Origin of the sequence: Ornithinimicrobium avium (assembly GCF_003351765.1) — a bacterium.
Taxonomy (GTDB): Bacteria; Actinomycetota; Actinomycetes; order Actinomycetales; family Dermatophilaceae; genus Ornithinicoccus; species Ornithinicoccus avius.
The window spans coordinates 1,528,028-1,548,238 of the sequence record NZ_CP031229.1 but is presented as its reverse complement, the minus strand read 5'-3'; the positions used below and the strand labels follow the sequence as shown (position 1 = coordinate 1,548,238).

Annotated in this window: 16 protein-coding genes; 7 read left to right on the top strand and 9 right to left on the bottom strand. The window is 72.2% G+C overall.

Annotated features, from left to right (window positions below; all coding sequences use genetic code 11):
• Window positions 1-16: 16 nt before the first annotated feature.
• From DV701_RS06955 to DV701_RS18165, 7 genes are all read right to left on the bottom strand, one after another.
• Window positions 17-1,024: an AAA family ATPase gene (locus DV701_RS06955; protein ID WP_114927666.1), complete on the bottom strand. Its 1,008-nt coding sequence runs from the start codon at window positions 1,022-1,024 to the stop codon at window positions 17-19.
• Entirely contained in the window at window positions 1,021-1,599 is a 579-nt protein-coding gene (locus DV701_RS06950; RefSeq protein WP_114927665.1) for a hypothetical protein, read from the bottom strand. The genes DV701_RS06955 and DV701_RS06950 overlap by 4 nt, the downstream gene beginning before the upstream one ends.
• Window positions 1,596-2,342 (bottom strand): DUF4129 domain-containing protein, encoded by a 747-nt coding sequence (locus tag DV701_RS06945; protein WP_114927664.1) that lies wholly within the window; start codon window positions 2,340-2,342, stop codon window positions 1,596-1,598. Before DV701_RS06945 ends, DV701_RS06950 begins: the two co-directional genes overlap by 4 nt.
• A gap of 10 nt (window positions 2,343-2,352) precedes the next feature.
• Window positions 2,353-5,070, bottom strand: coding sequence for a valine--tRNA ligase (gene valS, locus DV701_RS06940; RefSeq protein ID WP_114927663.1), 2,718 nt, complete (start codon window positions 5,068-5,070; stop codon window positions 2,353-2,355).
• A 53-nt stretch (window positions 5,071-5,123) separates the two neighbouring features.
• Window positions 5,124-6,254: a YkvI family membrane protein gene (locus tag DV701_RS06935; protein ID WP_228255265.1), complete on the bottom strand. Its 1,131-nt coding sequence runs from the start codon at window positions 6,252-6,254 to the stop codon at window positions 5,124-5,126.
• Window positions 6,255-6,362: 108 nt separating this feature from the next.
• The gene (locus tag DV701_RS06930; RefSeq protein ID WP_114927662.1) at window positions 6,363-7,733 is read right to left on the bottom strand and encodes an FAD-binding oxidoreductase; all 1,371 of its coding nucleotides are present in this window, start codon (window positions 7,731-7,733) and stop codon (window positions 6,363-6,365) included.
• 549 nt (window positions 7,734-8,282) lie between these two features.
• Window positions 8,283-8,978 carry a hypothetical protein gene (locus DV701_RS18165; protein WP_162802860.1) on the bottom strand — a complete coding sequence of 232 codons (696 nt, stop codon included), beginning with the start codon at window positions 8,976-8,978 and terminating at the stop codon, window positions 8,283-8,285.
• 444 nt (window positions 8,979-9,422) lie between these two features.
• Here DV701_RS18165 and ileS point away from each other — a divergent pair, with 444 nt between their 5' ends.
• Both ileS and DV701_RS06920 read left to right on the top strand, forming a co-directional pair.
• The gene (ileS, locus tag DV701_RS06925; protein WP_114927661.1) at window positions 9,423-12,824 is read left to right on the top strand and encodes an isoleucine--tRNA ligase; all 3,402 of its coding nucleotides are present in this window, start codon (window positions 9,423-9,425) and stop codon (window positions 12,822-12,824) included.
• Window positions 12,821-14,278, top strand: coding sequence for a bifunctional folylpolyglutamate synthase/dihydrofolate synthase (locus DV701_RS06920; protein ID WP_114927660.1), 1,458 nt, complete (start codon window positions 12,821-12,823; stop codon window positions 14,276-14,278). The genes ileS and DV701_RS06920 overlap by 4 nt, the downstream gene beginning before the upstream one ends.
• A gap of 82 nt (window positions 14,279-14,360) precedes the next feature.
• On the opposite strand, the gene DV701_RS06915 is transcribed toward DV701_RS06920, so the two are convergent.
• Both DV701_RS06915 and DV701_RS06910 read right to left on the bottom strand, forming a co-directional pair.
• The gene (locus tag DV701_RS06915) at window positions 14,361-15,164 is read right to left on the bottom strand and encodes a DUF305 domain-containing protein (protein WP_114927659.1); all 804 of its coding nucleotides are present in this window, start codon (window positions 15,162-15,164) and stop codon (window positions 14,361-14,363) included.
• Window positions 15,161-15,796 (bottom strand): DUF3105 domain-containing protein, encoded by a 636-nt coding sequence (locus DV701_RS06910; protein ID WP_114927658.1) that lies wholly within the window; start codon window positions 15,794-15,796, stop codon window positions 15,161-15,163. Before DV701_RS06910 ends, DV701_RS06915 begins: the two co-directional genes overlap by 4 nt.
• Before the next feature lie 115 nt (window positions 15,797-15,911).
• Here DV701_RS06910 and DV701_RS06905 point away from each other — a divergent pair, with 115 nt between their 5' ends.
• From DV701_RS06905 to DV701_RS06885, 5 genes are all read left to right on the top strand, one after another.
• On the top strand, window positions 15,912-16,316 hold the full coding sequence (locus DV701_RS06905) for a DUF4233 domain-containing protein (RefSeq protein ID WP_114927657.1): 405 nt from the start codon (window positions 15,912-15,914) through the stop codon (window positions 16,314-16,316).
• A 2-nt stretch (window positions 16,317-16,318) separates the two neighbouring features.
• Window positions 16,319-17,149, top strand: a complete 831-nt coding sequence (locus DV701_RS06900) for an undecaprenyl-diphosphate phosphatase (RefSeq protein ID WP_114927656.1) — start codon at window positions 16,319-16,321, stop codon at window positions 17,147-17,149.
• 27 nt (window positions 17,150-17,176) lie between these two features.
• Window positions 17,177-17,614 carry a nucleoside-diphosphate kinase gene (gene ndk, locus DV701_RS06895; RefSeq protein WP_114927655.1) on the top strand — a complete coding sequence of 146 codons (438 nt, stop codon included), beginning with the start codon at window positions 17,177-17,179 and terminating at the stop codon, window positions 17,612-17,614.
• 155 nt (window positions 17,615-17,769) lie between these two features.
• Window positions 17,770-19,632 carry a S8 family serine peptidase gene (locus tag DV701_RS06890; protein WP_114927654.1) on the top strand — a complete coding sequence of 621 codons (1,863 nt, stop codon included), beginning with the start codon at window positions 17,770-17,772 and terminating at the stop codon, window positions 19,630-19,632.
• Window positions 19,629-20,210 (top strand): RNA polymerase sigma factor, encoded by a 582-nt coding sequence (locus tag DV701_RS06885; protein WP_114930876.1) that lies wholly within the window; start codon window positions 19,629-19,631, stop codon window positions 20,208-20,210. The genes DV701_RS06890 and DV701_RS06885 overlap by 4 nt, the downstream gene beginning before the upstream one ends.
• Window position 20,211: the final 1 nt, after the last annotated feature.

Here is a 20,211-nt window from a genome sequence, read left to right as displayed (position 1 = left end):
ATGCCGTGCGCCGCGCTCAGGCGTCCGTCGCCGTGGTCGCTGCCGAGGCGCCGGTGCGGGCGCCGGGCACCGGCACCTGGCCCAGCGCGGCGTCGACGACCGCCGCACCGCCGGTGTCGGACATCCACAGCTCGGGCTTGATCGAGATGCGGTGGTCCAGGACGGCGTGCGCGACCGCCTTGACGTCCTCGGGGGCGACGTAGTCGCGGCCCTGCACCACGGCATACGCCCTCGAGGTGAGCATGAGGGCGAGGGACCCGCGCGGGGAGGCGCCGACGAGGACCGCGCGGTGGCGGCGGGTGGCGGTGGCCAGCTCGACGCAGTAGCGGGAGATGTCCTCCTCGACCGGGACCGTCTCGACCGCCTCCTGCATGGCGGCGAGGCCGGCGGCGTCGGTGACCGGCGCGAGGTGCTGGTCCTCGGTCCGTCGACCGAGGCGGCGGCGCAGCACGTCCCACTCCTGCTCCGGGGAGGGGTAGCCGAACGACACGCGCATGAGGAAGCGGTCCAGCTGGGCCTCGGGGAGGGGATAGGTGCCCTCGTACTCGACCGGGTTGGCGGTGGCGAGCACGTGGAAGGGCTGCGGGAGGGCGAAGGTCTGGCCCTCGACGGTGACCTGGTGCTCCTGCATCGCCTCCAGCAGCGCCGACTGGGTCTTGGGCGGGGTGCGGTTGATCTCGTCGGCGAGCAGCAGCCCGGTGAAGAGCGGGCCCGGCCGGAAGACGAACTCGGTCTGCTTCTGGTCGAAGACGAAGGAGCCGGTCAGGTCCGAGGGCAGCAGGTCGGGGGTGAACTGCGCACGGGTGAAGTCCAGGCCGAGGGTCTGGGCGAAGGACCGGGCGGCGAGGGTCTTGCCCAGGCCGGGGAAGTCCTCGAACAACACATGGCCGCCCGACAGGATCGTGGTGAGGACCAGCGTCAGCGCCTCGCGCTTGCCGACGACGGCCTGCTCGACGCGGTCGAGCACCTCGCCCGCACGGGCCGCCACCTGCGCGACGGTGAGGACCTCGGTGGTCTGCGTCATAGCTTCTCGATCCCTTCGATGGCGGTGCGCAGCGAGGTGCGGCTGCGCTTGCGGGTGTCCACGGGCGGGGTGGTCAGGTAGCGCCACAGGTGCGCGTCCACGGCGGCCCGGGCGCGCTCGGGCTCGGCGTCCAGGTCGATGCCGTGGCGGGCGCGCAGGCGCTCGGCGGCCAGCTCGCGCAGCACCGGGTAGATCTCGTCGGTGCGGTCGTCCCGCTCGACCGCGTCGCGCAGGTCGCGGCGCAGGCGCACGAGGCGGTAGTCGAGGGCGTCCGGGGGCGCGACCTCCTGGCGGGTGGTCGAGACCCAGTAGGCGCGCTCGGCGCTGCCCCCGGTCGCGGCGATCACCCACGGGACCAGCGCGACGACCAGGGCGCCGAGCAGCACGACCGCGACGGCCTCGGCGACGGAGTAGCGCAACGACCCGACGTAGAAGGCGAGCCCGCCGGCGACGAGCACGAGGGCGGCCAGCAGCAGGGCGCCGCCGCGAGGGTCGCCCGGTGCGCGGGCCTGCCCCTGGAGAGGTATGGGGTGGCGCCGGGTCCGTGCGCCGCGGCCCCGGGGGATGATGCTCACCGGGCGTCCTCCTCGCCGGTGGGCGTGGCGACGCCGCCGGTGGTGGCCGCGCCGGAGGCGTGTGCCGCGGCACGTCGGCGCAGGTCGACGTGGATGCGCTCCAGGGCGTTCACCGCGAGGCTGCGCTGCTCCTCGGTGACCGGGTGGCGGGAGAAGCGGGCCTCGCGATAGGCCTGCGACAGCGTGGTGATGGCCGACGGGTCGACGTCCCAGCGTGCCAGGACGCGGTGCGCCAGCTCGGTCGCGGTCGCGGAGCGGTCCTGCGCGAGGCCGGAGCGGTGCACGGCGTCCTCGAGCGCCACCCAGCAGGCGACGACGGCGTTGCGCGGGTCACCTTCGGACAGCGCCTGGTAGCGGACCTCGTCGCTGGTCGCGTCGAGCAGCGCGACGAGCTCCTCCTCCTCGGCGACCGCCAGGCGCTCCAGCCCGTCCACGCGCTGTCGGCCGAGCCACTTGACGACGAAGGTGAGCGTGGCGACCAGGGCGGCGAGCCACAGGAGCAGCGCGAGGTTGAACGACCACCGGGTGAGGTCCTCCGAGCCCTCCTGCCCGCCCTGCTGCTGCGGGCCGGGGTCGACCACCGTGGTGACCGAGGCGGTCGCCTCGGCGCGGGGCGGCCCCCAGCTGCCCTGCGGCGCGCTGACCAGCGGTGTGCCGTTGCCGGCGCTCCACACGAGCAGCAGCAGGAGCGCCGTCGCGGTCACGACGGCGACGACGACCGTCGAGCTGGTGCCCCTGCGCATGGGGCCAACCCTATGCGCCGGCGGGCTCGCTCACGAGCACGACGTCGCTGACGGCGAGCGTCTCGGCCGGCTCGAGGCGGATCTCCCCGGTGACCTTGCCCGCCGCCCGCAGGTCGGGCAGCGCCGCGCGCACGCGGTCGAGCTCCTGCTGCGGCCCGCAGACGGTGGCCGCGGAGATCTCGGTGCGCATCTTGACCTTGGCCTCCGACTTGGCCCGGCGCAGACCGCTGAGGGCCTCGCCGACCGTCCCGAGCAGTCCGGCGTCCGCGCCGTCGGTCGCCGCCGCCAGCTCCTCGACCACCGGCCAGGGCTGGGTGTGCACCGAGGAGCCTTCCTCGTGCCACCAGCTCCAGACCTCCTCGGCGGCGAAGGACAGCACCGGCGCGAGCAGGCGCAGCTGCACCGAGAGCCCCAGCCGCAGGGCGGCCCGGGCGGACAGCGTCTGCGGCGTCGGGTCGGTGACCGGTCCGTGCTCGGAGAAGGGCCCGCCGTAGGCGCGCTCCTTGACCAGCTCGAGGTAGTCGTCGCAGAAGGACCAGAAGAACGCCTCGGTCGCGTCGAGCGCGGTGGAGTAGTCGAAGTTCTCGTAGGAGGCGGTCGCCCGCTCCACGACGGCGGCCAGCCCGGCCAGCATCGCGCGGTCGATCGGCTCGGTGACCAGGGCGCCGGCCTCGGCCGCCCGCCCGTCATCCCCCGCGGGCAGCTCGCCGAAGCTCAGCGCGAACTTGCTGGCGTTGAGCAGCTTGATCGCCAGCCGGCGGCCGACCTTGATCTGGCCCGGGTCGTCGATGGTGTCCACGCCGGGGCGTGCGGCGGCGGCCCAGTAGCGGACCGCGTCGGTGCCGTGCTGCTCGAGCATCCCGATGGGTGTGGTCGCGTTGCCCTTGGACTTGGACATCTTCTTGCGGTCCGGGTCCAGGATCCAGCCGTTGATGTAGGCGTCGCTCCACGGCAGCGAGCCGTGCTCGAAGTGGGCCCGCACGACGGTCGCGAACAGCCAGGTGCGGATGATGTCGTGGCCCTGCGGGCGCATGTCGAAGGGGAAGATCTTGGCGAACAGCCCGCTGTCGTTGCCCAGCTCGCCGTCCGGGCGGCCGGCGACCGGCCAGCCGGCCGCGATCTGCGGGCTCAGCGACGACGTCGCCCACGTGTCGAGGATGTCCGGATCGCCGGTGAAGCCGCCCGGCTGATCCCGCTGGTCCGCGGTGTAGCCCGCGGGGACGTCCGACATCGGGTCCACCGGCAGCCGGTCCTCGGCGGGGACGAGCACCGTGTCGTAGTCGGTCTGGCCGTCGGCGTGCACGCCGTACCAGACCGGGATCTGGACGCCGAAGAAGCGCTGGCGGCTGACCAGCCAGTCGCCGTTGAGGCCCTCGACCCAGTTGCGGTAGCGGGCGCGCATGAACGCCGGGTGGAAGTCCAGCTCCTCGCCGCGCGCGAGCAGCTGCTCGCGGATCGACTCGTCCTTGCCGCCGTTGCGGATGAACCACTGGCGGCTGGTGACGATCTCCAGCGGCTTGTCGCCCTTCTCGAAGAAGTTGGCCTTGCGCTGGGTCGTGGTCGGCTCACCGTCCAGGTCGCCGGACTCGCGCAGCGCGGCGACGGTGGCCTCGCGGGCGGAGTGGGTGGTCTTCCCGGCCAGCGCGGCGGCATACAGCTCCTCGCCCGGACCGCCGGCCACCCAGGCGGGCGTCTCGGACTGGAACCGGCCGCTGCGGGTGATGACCGAGCGGGTGGGCAGGCTCAGCTCGCGCCACCACTGCACGTCGGTCATGTCGCCGAAGGTGCAGCACATCGCGATGCCCGCGCCCTTGTCCATCTCGGCCATCGGGTGCGCGAGCACCGGGACCTCGACCCCGAACAGCGGCGAGGTGACCGTGGTGCCGAACAGTGCGGCATACCGCTCGTCGTCGGGGTGCGCGATGAGCGCGACCACCGAGCAGATGAGCTCGGGACGGGTGGTCTCGATGTAGACCGGGCCGGCGCCGTCCGTGCGGTGGAAGGCGACACGGTGGTAGGCCCCCGGGTAGTCGCGGGCCTCGAGCTCGGCCTGGGCGACCGCGGTCTGGAAGGTGATGTCCCACAGGCCCGGCGCCTCGGCCTGGTAGGCCTCGCCGCGCGCGAGGTTGCGCAGGAAGGCCTGCTGGGCGACGGCGCGGGAGCGGTCGTCGATCGTGCGGTACTGGACGTTCCAGTCCAGGGCCAGCCCCAGGCGGCGGAAGGTGTCCTCGAAGGTCTTCTCGTCCAGGACCGTGAGCTCCTCGCAGAGCTCGATGAAGTTGGCGCGGCCGACCGGCTGCTGGTCCGCGGCGCGGGTGCTCCGGCCCTCCCCACCCTGCTGCGGCGGGGCGAACCCCGGGTCGAAGGGCAGGGTCGCGTCGCCGCGCACGCCGTAGTAGTTCTGGACGCGGCGCTCGGTCGGCAGCCCGTTGTCGTCCCAGCCGATCGGGTAGAAGACGTGCTTGCCCGTCATCCGGTGGTAGCGCGCCAGGCAGTCGGCCTGGGTATAGCCGAAGACGTGGCCCAGGTGCAGGCTGCCGGACGCCGTCGGCGGCGGGGTGTCGACGGCGAAGATCTGGCTGCGCTCGGCGGCCAGCGCGGCGTCCCGGTCGAAGCGGTAGACGTCGCGGTCCTTCCATACCTGCGCCCACTTCTCCTCCAGGCCGTCGACGGACGGGCGCTCGGGCAGGGTCGCCGGGCGCGAGGGATCGAGTGAGCGTGCAGTCATACCCTGCATTGTCCCAGACGGCTCACCGTGCTCCGCCCCGCGCCGGGACCGGCTCAGGCGGCCCGGCGGGCGGCGACGCGCCGCACCGTCCTGGCCAGCATGAGCACCAGCAGCAGGATGCCCACGTAGCCGTTGATGACGTAGACGACGTTGACCATCTGGGAGAACGGCACGAGCAGCCCGATGAAGGTGCCCAGCGCCGCCAGCCCGACGGCCAGCAGCCGGAAGTGCGGGCTGCGGTCGACGAAGAAGCGCGCGGCGACGGTCCACAGCAGCGGCACGGCCGTGGTGTAGATGCCGGCGACGATGATGATCGAGAAGGTGCTCGCCAGCGCAGGGCTGACGTCCCGGGCGAGGGCGAGCATCGGGATCTCCATCCCGGCGACCGTGTCGATGTTGGCCAGCAGGCCCAGCCCCACCACGATGCACGCGACGGAGAACGCCGCAGCGCCCAGGGAGCCGCCGACGGCGGCCTCCTTGCTGCTGCGGGTCGTCCGGCCCATCGCCGCGAGGAAGGCGGCCAGCCAGAGCATGCAGAACCCGACGTAGGACAGCCCGGCGAGGAACCAGTTGTCCGAGGCGGTCGTGAGGTCCAGGCTCGGCAGTGCGGCGTGGCCCTCGGCGACGCCGCCCGGGTTGCGCAGGACGGCGGCCAGGCCCAGGCCGATCGCGAGGACGACGATGACCGGCCCGATCCGGCCGATGACGTCGGTGAGCCGGGTCAGGCCGAAGCCGACGGTGACCACGGCGACCACCGCCAGGCCGATGCCGCCGGAGGCGACGGGCAGGTCGTACTGCTCCTTGAAGAGCGCGCCCATCCCCGCGACCATGACGGTGAAGGAGAGGAAGATGAACACGATCGAGAAGTAGTCGTAGAAGGTCCCGAGGACCTTGCCGCCGTAGTAGTGGTAGATCAGGCCGGGCCGCTCGAACTGCTGCTCCTGCCCCGCCTGGAGGAACTCCACGCACACGTAGGTCATCAGCACGAGCACCACCAGTCCGGTGCCGAAGACGCCCCAGTAGCCGTAGGAGGCGAAGTACTGCAGGATCTCCTGGCCGGTGGCGAAGCCCGAGCCGATGAGGAAGGCGATGATCGCGCCGGCGATGACGATCACCCGCCCCCAGCGGACCCCCGTGGGCTCGGCGGTGGTGGTCGTGGCGGTACGGACGGTCTCCGGGCTCATCCTCGGGCCTCAAGATCTCTCTACTCGGCAATGAGTCGACAACTTATATATGAGTTGTTCCACCGAGTATGCCCGGACCTGCGGACAGAGTCAACGGCCCCCGGTCGCTCAGGCGATGCCGCGGCCCGGGTTCATGATGCCCAACGGGTCGAAGAGCGCCTTGACCGTGCGCTGGCGCGCCACCTCGGCCTCGCCGAGCTCCTCGGCCAGCCACGGCACCTTCTGCTGGCCGACGCCGTGCTCGCCGGTGACCGTCCCGCCCAGCGCCCAGGCGGCCCGCACGAGGTCGTCGAACGCCTGCTCGGCCGCGGCGACGCTGGCCGGGTCGGCGTCGTCGTAGAAGAAGCACGGGTGCAGGTTGCCGTCGCCCGCGTGCCCGCTGCACGTCGCCTCCAGCCCGTGCCGGTCGGCGACCGCGTGCACCTGCTCCACGAGCTCGCCGAGCCGGGCCACCGGCACGCACACGTCCTCGATGAAGCGGGGGCCCCTGGCCTTCAGGGCGGGGTTGAGCACCCGCCGGCCCTCCAGCAGCAGGTCGGCCTCGGCCCGGTCCTCGGCCACGGCCACCTCGGTGGCGCCGGCGGCGGTGAGCGCAGCGGCATACGCGTGGACGTCCTCGAGCGCGTGGCCCGCGCGGTCGGACTGCACCAGCAGCACCCCGCCGCTGCCGGTCGGGAAGCCGTAGTCGCCGTAGGCCGAGATGGCGTCGACGCTGGGGCCGTCGAGCAGCTCGACCAGGCTCGGGGTATGCCGTTGCTCCCGCAGGGCGGCGACGCCCGCCATCGTGGTGGCCAGGGTGGGGAAGACGGCGAGCACGGTCAGTGCCGGGTCGCCGAGCGGCACCATCCTGAGCACCGCCTCGGTGACCACGCCCAGCGTGCCCTCCGACCCCACGAACAGCCCGGTGAGGTCGTAGCCGGCCACCCCCTTGGCGGTGCGCCGGCCGGTGCGGACCACGTCGCCGCCGGGCAGCACGACCTCGAGCCCGCGGACGTAGTCGGCGGTGACGCCGTACTTCACGCAGCACAGGCCGCCGGCGTTGGTCGCGACGTTGCCGCCGATCGAGCACATCGCGCTGCTCGCGGGGTCCGGCGGGTAGGCCAGTCCGTGCTCGGCCGCCGCCGCCTTGAGGTCGGTGTTGACGACGCCCGGGCCGACCACCGCGATCCGCTCGACCGAGTCGATCTCGACGGTGCGCATGAGCTCGGTGGACAGCACGATGCCGCCGGGCAGGGCGCAGGCGGCGCCGGTCGTGGCGGTCCGCGCGCCCTGCGGGACGACCGGGACCCGGTGCTCCGCGGCATACCGGAGCGTGGTGACGACGTCCTCGCGCGAGCGGGCGCGCACGACGGTGAACTCCTCTCCCGTCAGCGTCGCCGCCTGCGGGTAGGCGTCGGCCCCGTAGCCGGCCGCGACCGAGGGATCGGTGACCACCCGGTCGCCCAGCAGGTCGTGCAGGCCGGCGGTCACGGAACTCATCCTGCGAGCCTAGCGACCAAGGATCGCTAGGGCGTTGCTGGTGGCGCGGTCCCGGTGGCCGTTGTCGACTTAAGCTCCGCCACGCACAGGTAGGACCCGACCCCTCCTGACGGGAACGAGTGTCGGTCCACCCTGTCCACCCTTGTCGCGGGACGTGTGCCGCGCCGAACGAAGAGGGCTGCTATCCGGAACGTGCTGCGGGGCCAATGCATAGGCACGTCCAGTCCCTCTTGCCCGCACGCGAGCCAGCCATGCAGGTTCCTCCGGTGATGTGATGGGGAGTCCCAGTTCGCTGGGGCGTCCCAGTGAACGACCCACTCTTCGATCTGTATGGCCACCGGGTGCGTGCCGACCGGGCTCATATAAGTGCCGACGTGAGGATACGGGATTCTGATCAAGGGAAACGCAGCCACCGGAGTGGCTCGATCAGAAGAATGATCGTCCATGTGCACCAGCGCGAGGGGATGATGGGCGACCGCCCCAACCCGCAGATCCAGGCTTTGATCCTGGATTTGCCATGCCGGTATCATGCAAGGGTGCCTTAGCGTTTCAAATGTTTGCTGCATTCTTCACCCAGTCGGGGCAGCGCGGCCAGTACCCAAGGCAATAGGAGGTGACGACTCCTTTTGGATCGCCGTCCGTGAGGACCCGTCTGTCGTGCACTGTGCGCACTGTCGTGCTGCCAACGACCTTGCACGTCCGCCAAGGACCCCAGCCTGTGCATTCGTACTTGTGGACCACCTGGTAATATACGGTGGACGATGCTTGGTCCTCCCAGTTGGGTGTGTATGCGGTGGCTGCTCGGACGGCGCGCGTGGTGAGGTTGTGTTTTCCTGAATACTTGGCGTAGCCCCAGCCGCTATCTCCACCCGGGTCCCAGTATCCGAGCCGCACCTGAATCTTGCGACCTCGATAGTCCGTCCAGCTCGACAGCCGTTGATAAATCCCGGTCCCCATCGGCTCCATGTCGGTGTCCTCGTCAGCCCATGCGCCAGCCCCATCGGTCATGGCGCGGTCGATGTCTGCAGAACTGATTCCGATCGCTTGGAGGTCATGCATGGACACGGAGTTGTCGGCTGCCACCGGTACGTCTCCGAAGGCCGAGAAGGAGACAGCTCCGTAGTTATTGGGGTCCGCATCCAGGCTTGCGAGGACTGGTGGCGGTCCAGAAGCCATCATGCCTACGAAGACCCCTAGTGCCAAGGCGCCTCGACGGACGGCGGTGAACCAGGCGAAGTCCTTCACCCTGAGCGAACTACCTCCCTTGTAGCGAGTCCCTGACGTGGATGTGGCCACGCACTTGGTCCTGCCCGGCGAGCCTAGCGCCGGGGAGACGACGGTGCACGAGAAGCACCCTGCCTGCGACATCGGTCGTTCGCCTGGCGAGGGTGGCCGCGGTTGGTCGCACCGCGCATCCAGCCGTACCATGGGCGGCACAGGCGTCCGAGCCGTCATCAGCGGCGAGCCTGCGGAAGAACGGCCCCCGCACGACCGGCGGGTGCGCCTACTAGACCCGCACGGGGCAGGCCCGTCACAGCCGCAGCAGTGAGTGGCACGTCGCCATCGGCGTGCAAGCGAGGTGGTACCGCGGTGCCCGCCCGGCCCAGCCGGGGGAGCGTCGTCCTCAGCAGTGACACGGCAGAGACCGCATACCCCAGAAGACCGCACCACTCACGAGGAGCCGCCCCGATGGCCTACCCGCTCACCAGCACCTCCGGCGCCGCGCTGACCAGCTCTCCGCGCTTCCCGGAGATCGAGGAGGCGGTGCTCGCCTACTGGAAGGAGCACGGGACCTTCGTCAGGAGCGTCGAGCAGCGCCCCGCCGGGCAGGACGGCGACAACGAGTACGTCTTCTACGACGGCCCGCCCTTCGCCAACGGCCTGCCGCACTACGGCCACCTGCTCACCGGCTACGTCAAGGACGTCGTGCCGCGCTACCAGACGATGCGCGGGCGCCGGGTCGAGCGCCGCTTCGGCTGGGACACGCACGGGCTGCCGGCCGAGCTCGAGGCGATGGCCCAGCTGGGCATCAAGACCAAGGAGGAGATCCTCGAGCTGGGGATCGAGGCGTTCAACGCCAAGTGCCGCGAGTCGGTCCTGCAGTACACCAGCGACTGGGAGGACTACGTCACCCGCCAGGCGCGCTGGGTCGACTTCGAGGGCGACTACAAGACGCTCAACGTCGGCTACATGGAGTCGGTGCTGTGGGCGTTCAAGAGCCTCTACGACAAGGGCCTGGTCTACGAGGGCTTCCGCGTGCTGCCTTACTGCTGGAACGACCAGACGCCGCTGTCCAACCACGAGCTGCGGATGGACGACGAGGTCTACCAGGTGCGCCAGGACCCGGCGGTCACCGTCGGCGTGCGGCTGCTGCCGGGCGACTCTCCCGACCCGGTGCTCGACGGCGCGCTCGCGCTCGTCTGGACGACGACCCCGTGGACGCTGCCGGCCAACCTGGCGGTCATGGTCGGTGAGGACATCGAGTATGTCGTGGTGCGTGCCCCGCTCCCCGGAGCCGGGGAGGACGCCGAGCCGGCGCGCTACCTGATCGCCAAGGAGCGGCTCACGGCATACAGCAGCGAGCTCGGAGGTGAGGACGCAGCGCCCGAGGTCCTCGCGACCTACGCCGGCAAGGAGCTGGCGGGACGCTCCTACGTGCCGCCGTTCACCTACTACCAGGGCTGGCAGCGGGCGCACCGCGTCGTCGTCGCCGAGTTCGTCACGACCACGGACGGCACCGGGCTGGTCCACACGGCCGGCGCCTTCGGTGAGGACGACAAGGTGGTCACCGACCGCGAGGGCATCGAGCCGGTCATGCCGGTCGGCCCGGACGGTGCCTTCCTGCACCCGGTCGACGAGTACGCGGGCATGCTGGTCTTCGACGCCAACGCACCGATCCAGGAGCACCTGAGGGCGGCGACGCTCAACCAGCTGCCCCGCACCGACGAGCACCCCGTCCTGCTCGACCAGGGCGCGGTCGCCGCCGGCACGGTGCTGCTGCGCCGCGAGACCTACGCCCACTCCTACCCGCACTGCTGGCGCTGCCGGCAGCCGCTGATCTACAAGGCCGTCTCGTCCTGGTTCGTCGAGGTGACGAAGCTCAAGGACGACATGCTGGCCACCAACGAGCAGATCACCTGGGTGCCCGAGCACGTCAAGCACGGCCAGTTCGGCAAGTGGCTGGAGAACGCGCGCGACTGGTCCATCAGCCGCAACCGCTTCTGGGGCAGCCCGATCCCGGTGTGGCGCAGCGACGACCCCGAGCATCCCCGCATCGACGTCTACGGCTCGCTGGCGCAGCTCGAGGCCGACTTCGGACAGCTCCCGCGGGACCGCGAGGGCAACGTCGACCTGCACCGGCCGTTCGTCGACGAGCTGACCCGGCCCAACCCCGACGACCCGTCGGGGAGGAGCACGATGCGGCGCGTCGAGGACGTCCTCGACGTGTGGTTCGACTCCGGCTCGATGAGCTACGCCCAGGTGCACTACCCGTTCGAGAACGCCGAGTGGTTTGAGCACCACTTCCCGGCCGACTTCATCGTCGAGTACATCGGCCAGACCCGCGGGTGGTTCTACACGCTGCACATCCTGGCCACGGCACTCTTCGACCGGCCGGCCTTCCAGAACTGCATCAGCCACGGCATCGTCCTGGGTAACGACGGGCAGAAGATGTCCAAGTCGCTGCGGAACTACCCGGACGTGCGCGAGGTCTTCGCCCGCGACGGCGCCGATGCGATGCGCTGGTTCCTGATGTCCTCGCCGATCCTGCGCGGCGGCAACCTGGTCGTCACCGAGCAGGGCATCCGCGACGGCGTGCGCCAGACGATGATCCCGCTGTGGAACGCCTGGTACTTCTACGGGCTCTACGCCAACGCCGCGGGCTACGAGGCGTCGTGGTCGACGGGGTCCACCCACGAGCTGGACCGCTACGTCCTGGCCAAGACCCGCGACTTCGTGGACACGGCGCAGGGCGCCTACGACCGCAACGACATCGCGACCGCCGCCGACGCGATCCGCGAGTTCGTCGACGTCCTCACCAACTGGTACATCCGCCGCTCCCGCGACCGCTTCTGGGCCGAGGACCACGAGGCGTTCGACACGCTCTACACCGTGCTCGAGGTCACCTGCCGGGTCGCCGCCCCGCTGCTCCCGCTGCTCACCGAGGAGGTATGGCGCGGGCTCACCGGTGGTGAGTCGGTCCACCTCACGGACTGGCCGGACGCCGAGGACCTGCCCGCCGACGCCGACCTGGTCGCGGCCATGGACACGGTGCGCGAGGTGTGCTCGGCCGCGCTCGCGCTGCGCAAGGGTGAGGGGCTGCGGGTCCGCCTGCCGCTGGCGTCGCTGACCGTGGTCACGCCGCACGCCGAGATGCTGGAGGGCCGCCCGGCCCTGGCCGACCTCGTGCGCGACGAGGTCAACGTGCGGGAGCTGGTCCTCCTCGACCCCGCCGCGCTGGGTGCCGAGGACGAGGTGCAGGTCGAGCAGCGGCTCACCGTCAACGCCCGGGCGGCAGGACCGCGCCTGGGCAGGGACGTCCAGGCCGCGATCCGGGGCTCCAAGACCGGTGACTGGTCGGTCGCCGAGGACGGGACCGTGACCTCCGGCGGTCTCCAGCTGCTCGAGGGCGAGTACGCCCTGGAGACCGTGGTGTCCGACGAGCACGGCGCCTCCCGCGCGACCGCGATGCTGCGCGGGCAGGGCGGCGGTTTCGTCGTCCTCGACACCGAGGTCACCGAGGACCTGGCCCGCGAGGGACTGGCCCGCGACCTCGTCCGCGGCGTCCAGGGTGCCCGCAAGGAGGCTGGTCTGGACATCACCGACCGGATCAGCCTGACCGTCGTGGGCGACGACGAGGTCTGGGACGCGGCGACCGCCCACCAGAGGCTGGTCATGGACGAGACGCTCGCCGTACAGTTCGGCGCAGCGGGCGCCGGCACGCCGCTGCCGAGGGCCAAGCACCACGGGCTGGGCGGCGGGAGCGACCCCGACGGCGGGACGCAGCCGCGCCCCACCGCATACACGACGACCGCCGACCTCGGCGGCGGCCACGAGGTGGAGCTGATGATCGTCAAGGTGGAGGCACGATGAGCGACCAGTTCTTCGACGGCAACGAGCTGCCGCTCTCGCCCGCCGCGGCGGTGCCGGACGTCCCCGTCCGCCGGGGCGCCGAGCCGCCGGTCGACCCGGCGCTGCGGGCACGCTACGACCAGGTGGTCCAGGACATCCTGGCCCGCACGCCGGAGCACATGCCCGAGCCGACCCTGCACCGGGTGGCGCGGGTGATGGAGCTCATGGGCGACCCGCAGCGGGCGTTCCCGATGATCCACCTGACGGGCACCAACGGCAAGACGTCGACGACCCGGATCGTCGAGCGGATCCTGCGTGAGGCCGGGCTGCGCACGGGCCGGTTCACCAGCCCGCACCTGCACGACATGCGCGAGCGGATCAGCCTGGACGGCGAGCCGGTCGGGATCGAGGCCTTCCTCGCCGCCTACGAGGAGGTCATGCCCTTCGTGGAGATGGTGGACGCCGAGTCGATGGCGAGCCAGGCCGAGCAGCGGCACGTGCGGATGACCTACTTCGAGGTCGTCGTCTGCCTGGCCTTCGCCGCCTTCGCCGACGCCCCGGTCGACGTGGCCGTCGTCGAGGTCGGGCTGGGCGGCGTCTGGGACGCGACCTCGGTCGCCGACGGGACCGTCGCGGTCGTCACCCCGATCAGCCTGGACCACACCCGGCTGCTCGGCTCGACGATCGAGGAGATCGCCACCGAGAAGGCCGGGATCATCAAGGCGGGCGCGATCGCCGTCGTCGGCGTGCAGGAGCCGGAGGCGATGAGCATCCTGACCGCGCGCTGCGAGGAGGTCTCCGCGACCCTGCAGGCCGAGGGCGTCAGCTTCGGCGTGCTGGCCCGCGAGGTCGGCGTCGGCGGCCAGCAGATCTCGCTGCGCGGGCTCGCGGCCGACTACCCGGACCTGTTCCTGCCGCTCTTCGGCGAGCACCAGGCCCACAACGCCGCGATCGCGGTGGCCGCCGTGGAGGCCTTCCTCGGCGGCGGGGAGCAGCCGCTGACGGCCGACGTCCTGCACGCGGGGCTCGCCGGCGTGACCTCGCCCGGGCGCCTGGAGATCGTCCGCCGCTCGCCGACCGTGATCGTCGACGCCGGACACAACCCCGCCGGGATCCAGGCGCTGGTCGAGGCGGTGCGCGAGTCCTTCACCTTCACCCGGCTGGTCGGCGTGCTGGCCGTGCTGGAGGACAAGGACGCCGAGCCCATGGTCCAGGCCCTCGAGCAGGTCCTCGACCACGTCGTGGTGACCCGGACCACCTCGCCGCGGGCGATCCGTCCGGCGCGCCTCGGCGAGCTCGTGGCCGAGTACTTCGGCGAGGACCGCGTCACCGTCGTGCCGGACCTGCCCGACGCGCTCGACGTCGCGGCAGCGCTGGCCGACGAGGGCGGCGGCGTGGGCGGGGCGGTGCTGGCCACCGGGTCGGTGACGACCGCCGCCGAGGTGCGCGCGCTGCTGGGCGTCACCACGACCTGATGTCAGGCGCCTGTGTCAGGCATCCACAGGGCTCGGACCCTGGCAGTGCCTGACACAGGTGCAGGACACCGTCGCGGGCCGCTCAGCCGCCGTGGCCCTCGGGCCCGCCGGTGCTCAGGTCCAGGTCCTGGGTCGCGCCCGGGGCGGGGGCCGTGGCCGCGGCACCGTCCTCCAGCCAGGCCGACACGTCCTCGCGGGGCTGCGAGCCGCGCTCGACGAGCATGTCGTTCATCAGCCGGATCTCCCCGACCTGCGCGACGGACATCCGCTCGGCGGCCGCCAGCACGCGGGGGTCCTCGGCCAGGTCGAGGGCGGCCTCGGCCATCTCGACGCCGGCGAGGTGGTGGGTGAGCATCAGCTGCAGGAAGAGCACCTCGGCCTCCTCGCCGGAGGCCTCCGTGAGCTGCTGCAGCTCGGTCGGGGAGGCCATGCCGGCCATCGCCACGCCGGGGGGCAGGTCCATGTCCATGTGATCGGTGCCCATCCAGGCCATCCGCGCCTCGCCGCGCGCCCGGGGCAGACCCCATTCGCCCAGCCAGGTGGCCATCATGCCGCGCTCGAAGCCCTGGTTGTTGTCGATGTCGACGGCCAGGCGGCGCACAGCCTCGTCGTCGGTGCGCTGCATGACCAGCTGGGACATCTCCACGGCCTGCGCGTGGTGCTCGCTCATGTCACGGGCGAAGCCCGCATCGGCGCTGGAGTCTGCGGGACGGTGCGGGCCGAAGGCCACCCACCCCAGCAGCACGCCGAGGCAGAGGGAGACGATCGTGACGGCTGCGAGCGCGGGCGCGCCGAAGGTGCGCCACCTCTCGCGCGTGCTGCCCGACCCAGGCTCTGCGTCCGCAGGCACGACCGCCGCCTCCGGGCCGCCGACCGGCTCGGTCACGACCCGGCCACCAGGCTCACGTCGGTCCCGCCGGTGCACGCGGCGCCCGGCTCGGGAGTCTGCGGGCCCTGCTTGTACTCGCGGATGAACGCCTTGAGCGTCTTCTCCTCCGCGGAGTCCAGGCTCAGCTGGTGGTCCCAGGCGGTGGCGATCACCGGCGACTCCTGGTCCTCGACCGGGGAGACCAGCATGTAGTCCTCGTCGCCCAGCTCCTCCAGCAGCGCGACCTGGTCGGCCGGCAGGTCGGGCCGGTAGCTCAGCCACACCGCGCCGTGCTCCAGGGAGTGCACGGCGTGCTCGGTGCGGACCGGCTCGGAGTAGACCCCGCAGTTCCACCAGGCAGGGTGGTGCGGGCCGCCCGCGGGCACCGCGGAGTCGTAGTCGATCGGGGTCGTGCGGTGGTCGCCGCCGGTGTTCTCGGACACCGTGACCGCCGACAGGTCGGCGGTCGCCGGGCTCTCCCTGATGATGACGAAGGCCACGGAGCCGACGATGGCCGCCACGACGAGGGCGGCCACGCCCCAGATGAGAGCACCGCGGGTGCGCTCGGCCGAGCGGGACGCCTTCTGGATCTGGGCGACCTTCGCCGCGCGTGCGTCGGTCGGCTTCGTGCTGCGGTCGGGTCGGGGCACGGCTGCTCCTGGTGGTGACGCGGGGGAGCGGCGGGCCGGCTCCCGGGGACAGGCGCACAAGAATAAGTGGTCCCGCTGACAGGGGGCTGGGGCCGGGGTCTGGGAGAATCACCCGGTGACCTCATCGACGCACCCGGACGTGCTGCGACCGCCCGCGCGCCCCGGCCCCACCACCCGCCGGCTGTGCGGGGCCGCTCTCGTCGCGCAGGCGCTCAGCGTCTTCCTCGGCTCCCTCGTCGCCTGGCGGCTGGCGAGCACGCTCGACAGCGGCTCGGGGACGACGCTGCTGTTGGCCGGCGTCGGCCTCGCCGTCCTCTGCCTGGTGACCGTCGGCGCGCTGCGCACGAGCGCCGGGATCTGGCTGGGGTGGCTGTGTCAGGTGCTCACGCTGGCCAGCGCGTTCCTGCTGCCGGCGATGCTGGTCGTCGGCCTCATCTTCGCCGTGCTGTGGTGGGTCTGCCTGTCCAACGGGCTGCGCATCGACGCGGACAAGGCACGGTTCGCCGCCGAGGCCGGCTGACGGTGGACTTCCTCACCGCCGCGATCCTCGGTCTCGTGCAGGGTCTCACCGAGTTCCTGCCCGTCTCCTCCAGCGCGCACATCTCCATCGTCGGGCGTCTCCTGGGCCAGGAGGACCCGGGCGCCGCGTTCACCGCGATCAGCCAGCTCGGCACCGAGGCGGCGGTGCTCCTCTACTTCTGGCGCGACATCGTGCGGATCATCAGGGCATGGTTCGCCTCGCTGGCCGGGCGGGTGCCGCGCAACCACCCCGACGCCATGCTCGGCTGGTGGGTGATCCTGGGCACCCTGCCGATCGGGCTGCTCGGCCTGTTCCTGCAGGACTGGATCGAGACCGACCTGCGCAGCCTGTGGCTCACCGCCACGATGCTGCTCGTCTTCGCGCTGGTGATCCTCGCCGCCGAGCGCGTCGGGACGCAGCGGCGCGAGCTGTCCGAGCTGACCTGGCAGCACGGCCTGGCTTTCGGCTTCTGGCAGGCGCTGGCGCTCGTGCCCGGCGTCTCGCGCAGCGGCGGCACCATCGCCGGTGGTCTGTTCATGGGCTACACGCGTGAGGCCGCGGCCCGCTACTCCTTCCTGCTGGCGATCCCGGCGGTCCTGGCCTCCGGGAGTCTGCAGGTGGTCAAGGTCGCCACCGGTGACGCGATCGGCAGCGGCACCGCGTGGGGACCCATCTGGCTGGCCACCGCGATCGCCTTCCTCGTCGGGTATGCCGTGATCGCGTGGTTCATGCGCTACATCACCACGCACACGTTCACGCCGTTCATGATCTACCGGATCGTGCTGGCGCTGGTGCTCTTCGGCCTGCTGGGCACCGGGGTGCTGGCCGCCTGACCCCGGCGGCTGGCTAGCCTTGACCCCGTGACCGAGACCCCGCAGACCGAACGCTCCCTCGTCCTCGTCAAGCCCGACGGCTACCGCCGGGGGCTCACCGGCGAGGTGCTGCGCCGCATCGAGGCCAAGGGCTACACCCTCGCCGCGCTCGCGGTCGTGAGCCCGACCCGTGAGCAGCTCGCCGCGCACTACGCCGAGCACGAGGGTAAGCCCTTCTACGAGCCGCTCCTGGAGTTCATGTCCTCCGGTCCGGTGACCGCGGCCGTCGTCGAGGGCAACGGCTGCATCGCCGGCTTCCGGGCGCTCGCCGGGGCGACCGACCCGACCGCGGCCGCGCCGGGCACCATCCGCGGCGACCTGGGCCGCGACTGGGGCGTGCAGGTCCAGCAGAACATCGTCCACGGCTCCGACTCCGCACGGTCCGCGGCGCGGGAGACGGCCATCTGGTTCCCCGAGCTCGGCTGAACCCACCGCGCAGGCAGTGACCGCAGACGGTCCCTGCCCGACCCTTCTCCTCAGCCCGATGTATCTGGCGGGCGGCTCGTCCCTCTGACCCGGGCAGCAGGTGCGCCATCACCACTACGCTGTGAGCCACCTGGGACCGAGGGAAGGACCACCCGATGACGATGCGAGACCACGTGCTCCCGCGCGTGCACCCCTGGGCCCTGGCGCAGTACGACGCCCGGGTCCTCGACCCGGACTCCGACCTGCGGCCTGCCGGCTCGGACCCGTGGTCGGGGGGGCTGGCTCCCACCGCATACCGCCGCTCGACCCTGCTGGTCAGCGGTCTGCCCGGCGGACGGGCCGCCGGGACCGTCGAGCGGCTGCGGGGCGTCGTCGAGCAGCGTGGGCTCGCTGTCACGCTGGACGTCGACCCGCGGGACGAGGCCGTGGAGAAGCGCACCGGTGAGCTGGAGGGCGACCTGCGCGAGCTCGTGGACCGCCTCTACCGGACCCGGGTGCTGCTGACCCCGGCCTCGGACGGGCCGAGCCGCCCGGTGGACGCCTGGGAGATCCTCCTCGCCGCCCGGGCCGAGCTGGGCACCGAGGTGGAGGTCGACCTCGAGCACCTGATGCTCGCCTGCCCCGACGGCACGGACGACGCGTCCGCCGGTCCCGCGAAGGCGGCGGGCGGCACGAAGGACGGCGGCACCGGCGGCGTCATCCCGCTGGAGGTGCAGCCGCAGGGCTACTGGGAGAGCCACGGGACCAAGCCCGGGCCGAAGCCGCAGGGCTACTGGGAGAGCCACATCGCCGACCTCGGGGGTGGGCGGGCCGCCGACGGCGCCGCGCCGCAGGACGCCGAGAAGCAGCAACCCCAGGGCTACTGGGAGAGCCACCGCGTGTCCCACCCCGACGCGAGGACCCCGCGCGGTGACGCCCAGGCCGGTGCCTCGACCGGTGAGCAGGGCTGGGGGACCCAGGGCTACTGGGAGAGCCACGGCTACTGGGAGAGTCACGGCGGGACCGGCAGCGCCGGCGTCGCGCCGCGCACGCCGGTCGCGCTGGTCGTCGCCGACCCGGCACCTCGGGACAGGCCGAAGTCGCGCACGCCGGTGGTCGCCGTGCCGGACACCGGCCTCGGCCCGCACCCGTGGTTCGGCGACGCCTCCCGGTCCTTGGTCACCAGGACGCTGGCCGGGTTCCCGCTGGCCGTGCCGCCCGGCCCCGACCCGGAGACGGTCGGCGTCGAGGACGACCTGGTCGGTCTGCGCGCCCCGAAGAGCGGGCACGGCACCTTCGTCGCCGGTGTCGTCCGCCAGACGGCACCCTCCGCCCGGCTCCTCGCGCTGCCGGTCCTCGACATCAGCGGCGCGGCCGCCGAGGGGGACGTCCACCAGGCCCTGGTCGCGCTGCTCGTGGGCCACTGCATCGCCCAGGACGCGTCATCGCCGGACCTGTCGGCCGACGGCACGGTCGTGGACGTCCTGTCCATGTCGCTCGGTTTCTACCACCAGTCCGCCACCCTGCTGACCGCCCACCCGGTGCTGGACCTGCTGCGGGCCTTCGCCGACCGCGGGGTGGTCGTCGTGGCGGCGGTCGGCAACGACTCGACCCGCAGGCCGCTCTACCCGGCCGCCTGGGCCCATGGTCCGGGACGCCCCGAGCACAAGGACCTGCCGGTCCTCGCCGTCGGGGCCCTCAACCCCGACGGGCGCAGCGTGGCGACCTTCTCCAACTCCGGCCCGTGGGTCACCGCCTTCCGCGAGGGCGTGCACGTGGTGAGCACGCTGCCCTGCCTCGACGCCTCCGCCCGGCCGGCGATCGCGCTGGAGGCAGACGGCCACCCGCGCGCGACCGTCGACCCGGACGACCTGCGCGGCGGCTTCGGGGTGTGGAGCGGCACGAGCTTCGCCACGCCGGTGCTCGCCGGACGGCTGGCCGGTCGGCTGCACGCGGCCGGCGCCGAGGACGTCAGGCCGCAGGCCATGGTGGAGCGGGCCTGGAAGGGTCTGGACGAGGAGCTGGGGTGGACGACATGAGCGCGGGACCGGAGGCGGCCCACCAGCGGGTGGCCGAGGCGTTCGCGGCCTACCGGGCCGGGCAGACCGAGGCGATGGCCGAGCTGGTCGACTCCCTGACCCCGCTGCTGTGGCACGTCGCCCGCTCCCACGGATGCGCCCGCGAGGGCGCCGAGGACGTCGTCCAGACGGCGTGGCTGCGCCTGGTGGACCACGCCGAGGAGATCCGCGAGCCGGAAGCGGTCGTGGGCTGGCTCGTCGTGGCCGTCAAGCGCGAGGCCTGGCGGGTCTCCCGCCAGGACCGGCAGACCGAGCACGACGAGACGGGCACGGTGGACCCGGGGGCCACCGACCCCGGCCCCGAGGTGCTGGCGGTGCTGACCGAGCAGCAGCGGCTCCTGTGGGAGCACGTGCACGGGCTGCCGGAACGCTGCCACCAGCTCCTGCGGGTGGTGGCCTTCTGGCACCGCCCGGACTACGAGCAGGTGTCCGCGGCCCTGGGCATGCCGCGCGGGAGCATCGGACCCACCCGGGGCCGGTGCCTGGACAAGCTGCGCACCGCACTGACGAGCGACCCGCGATGGGGAGGACGAGGATAAC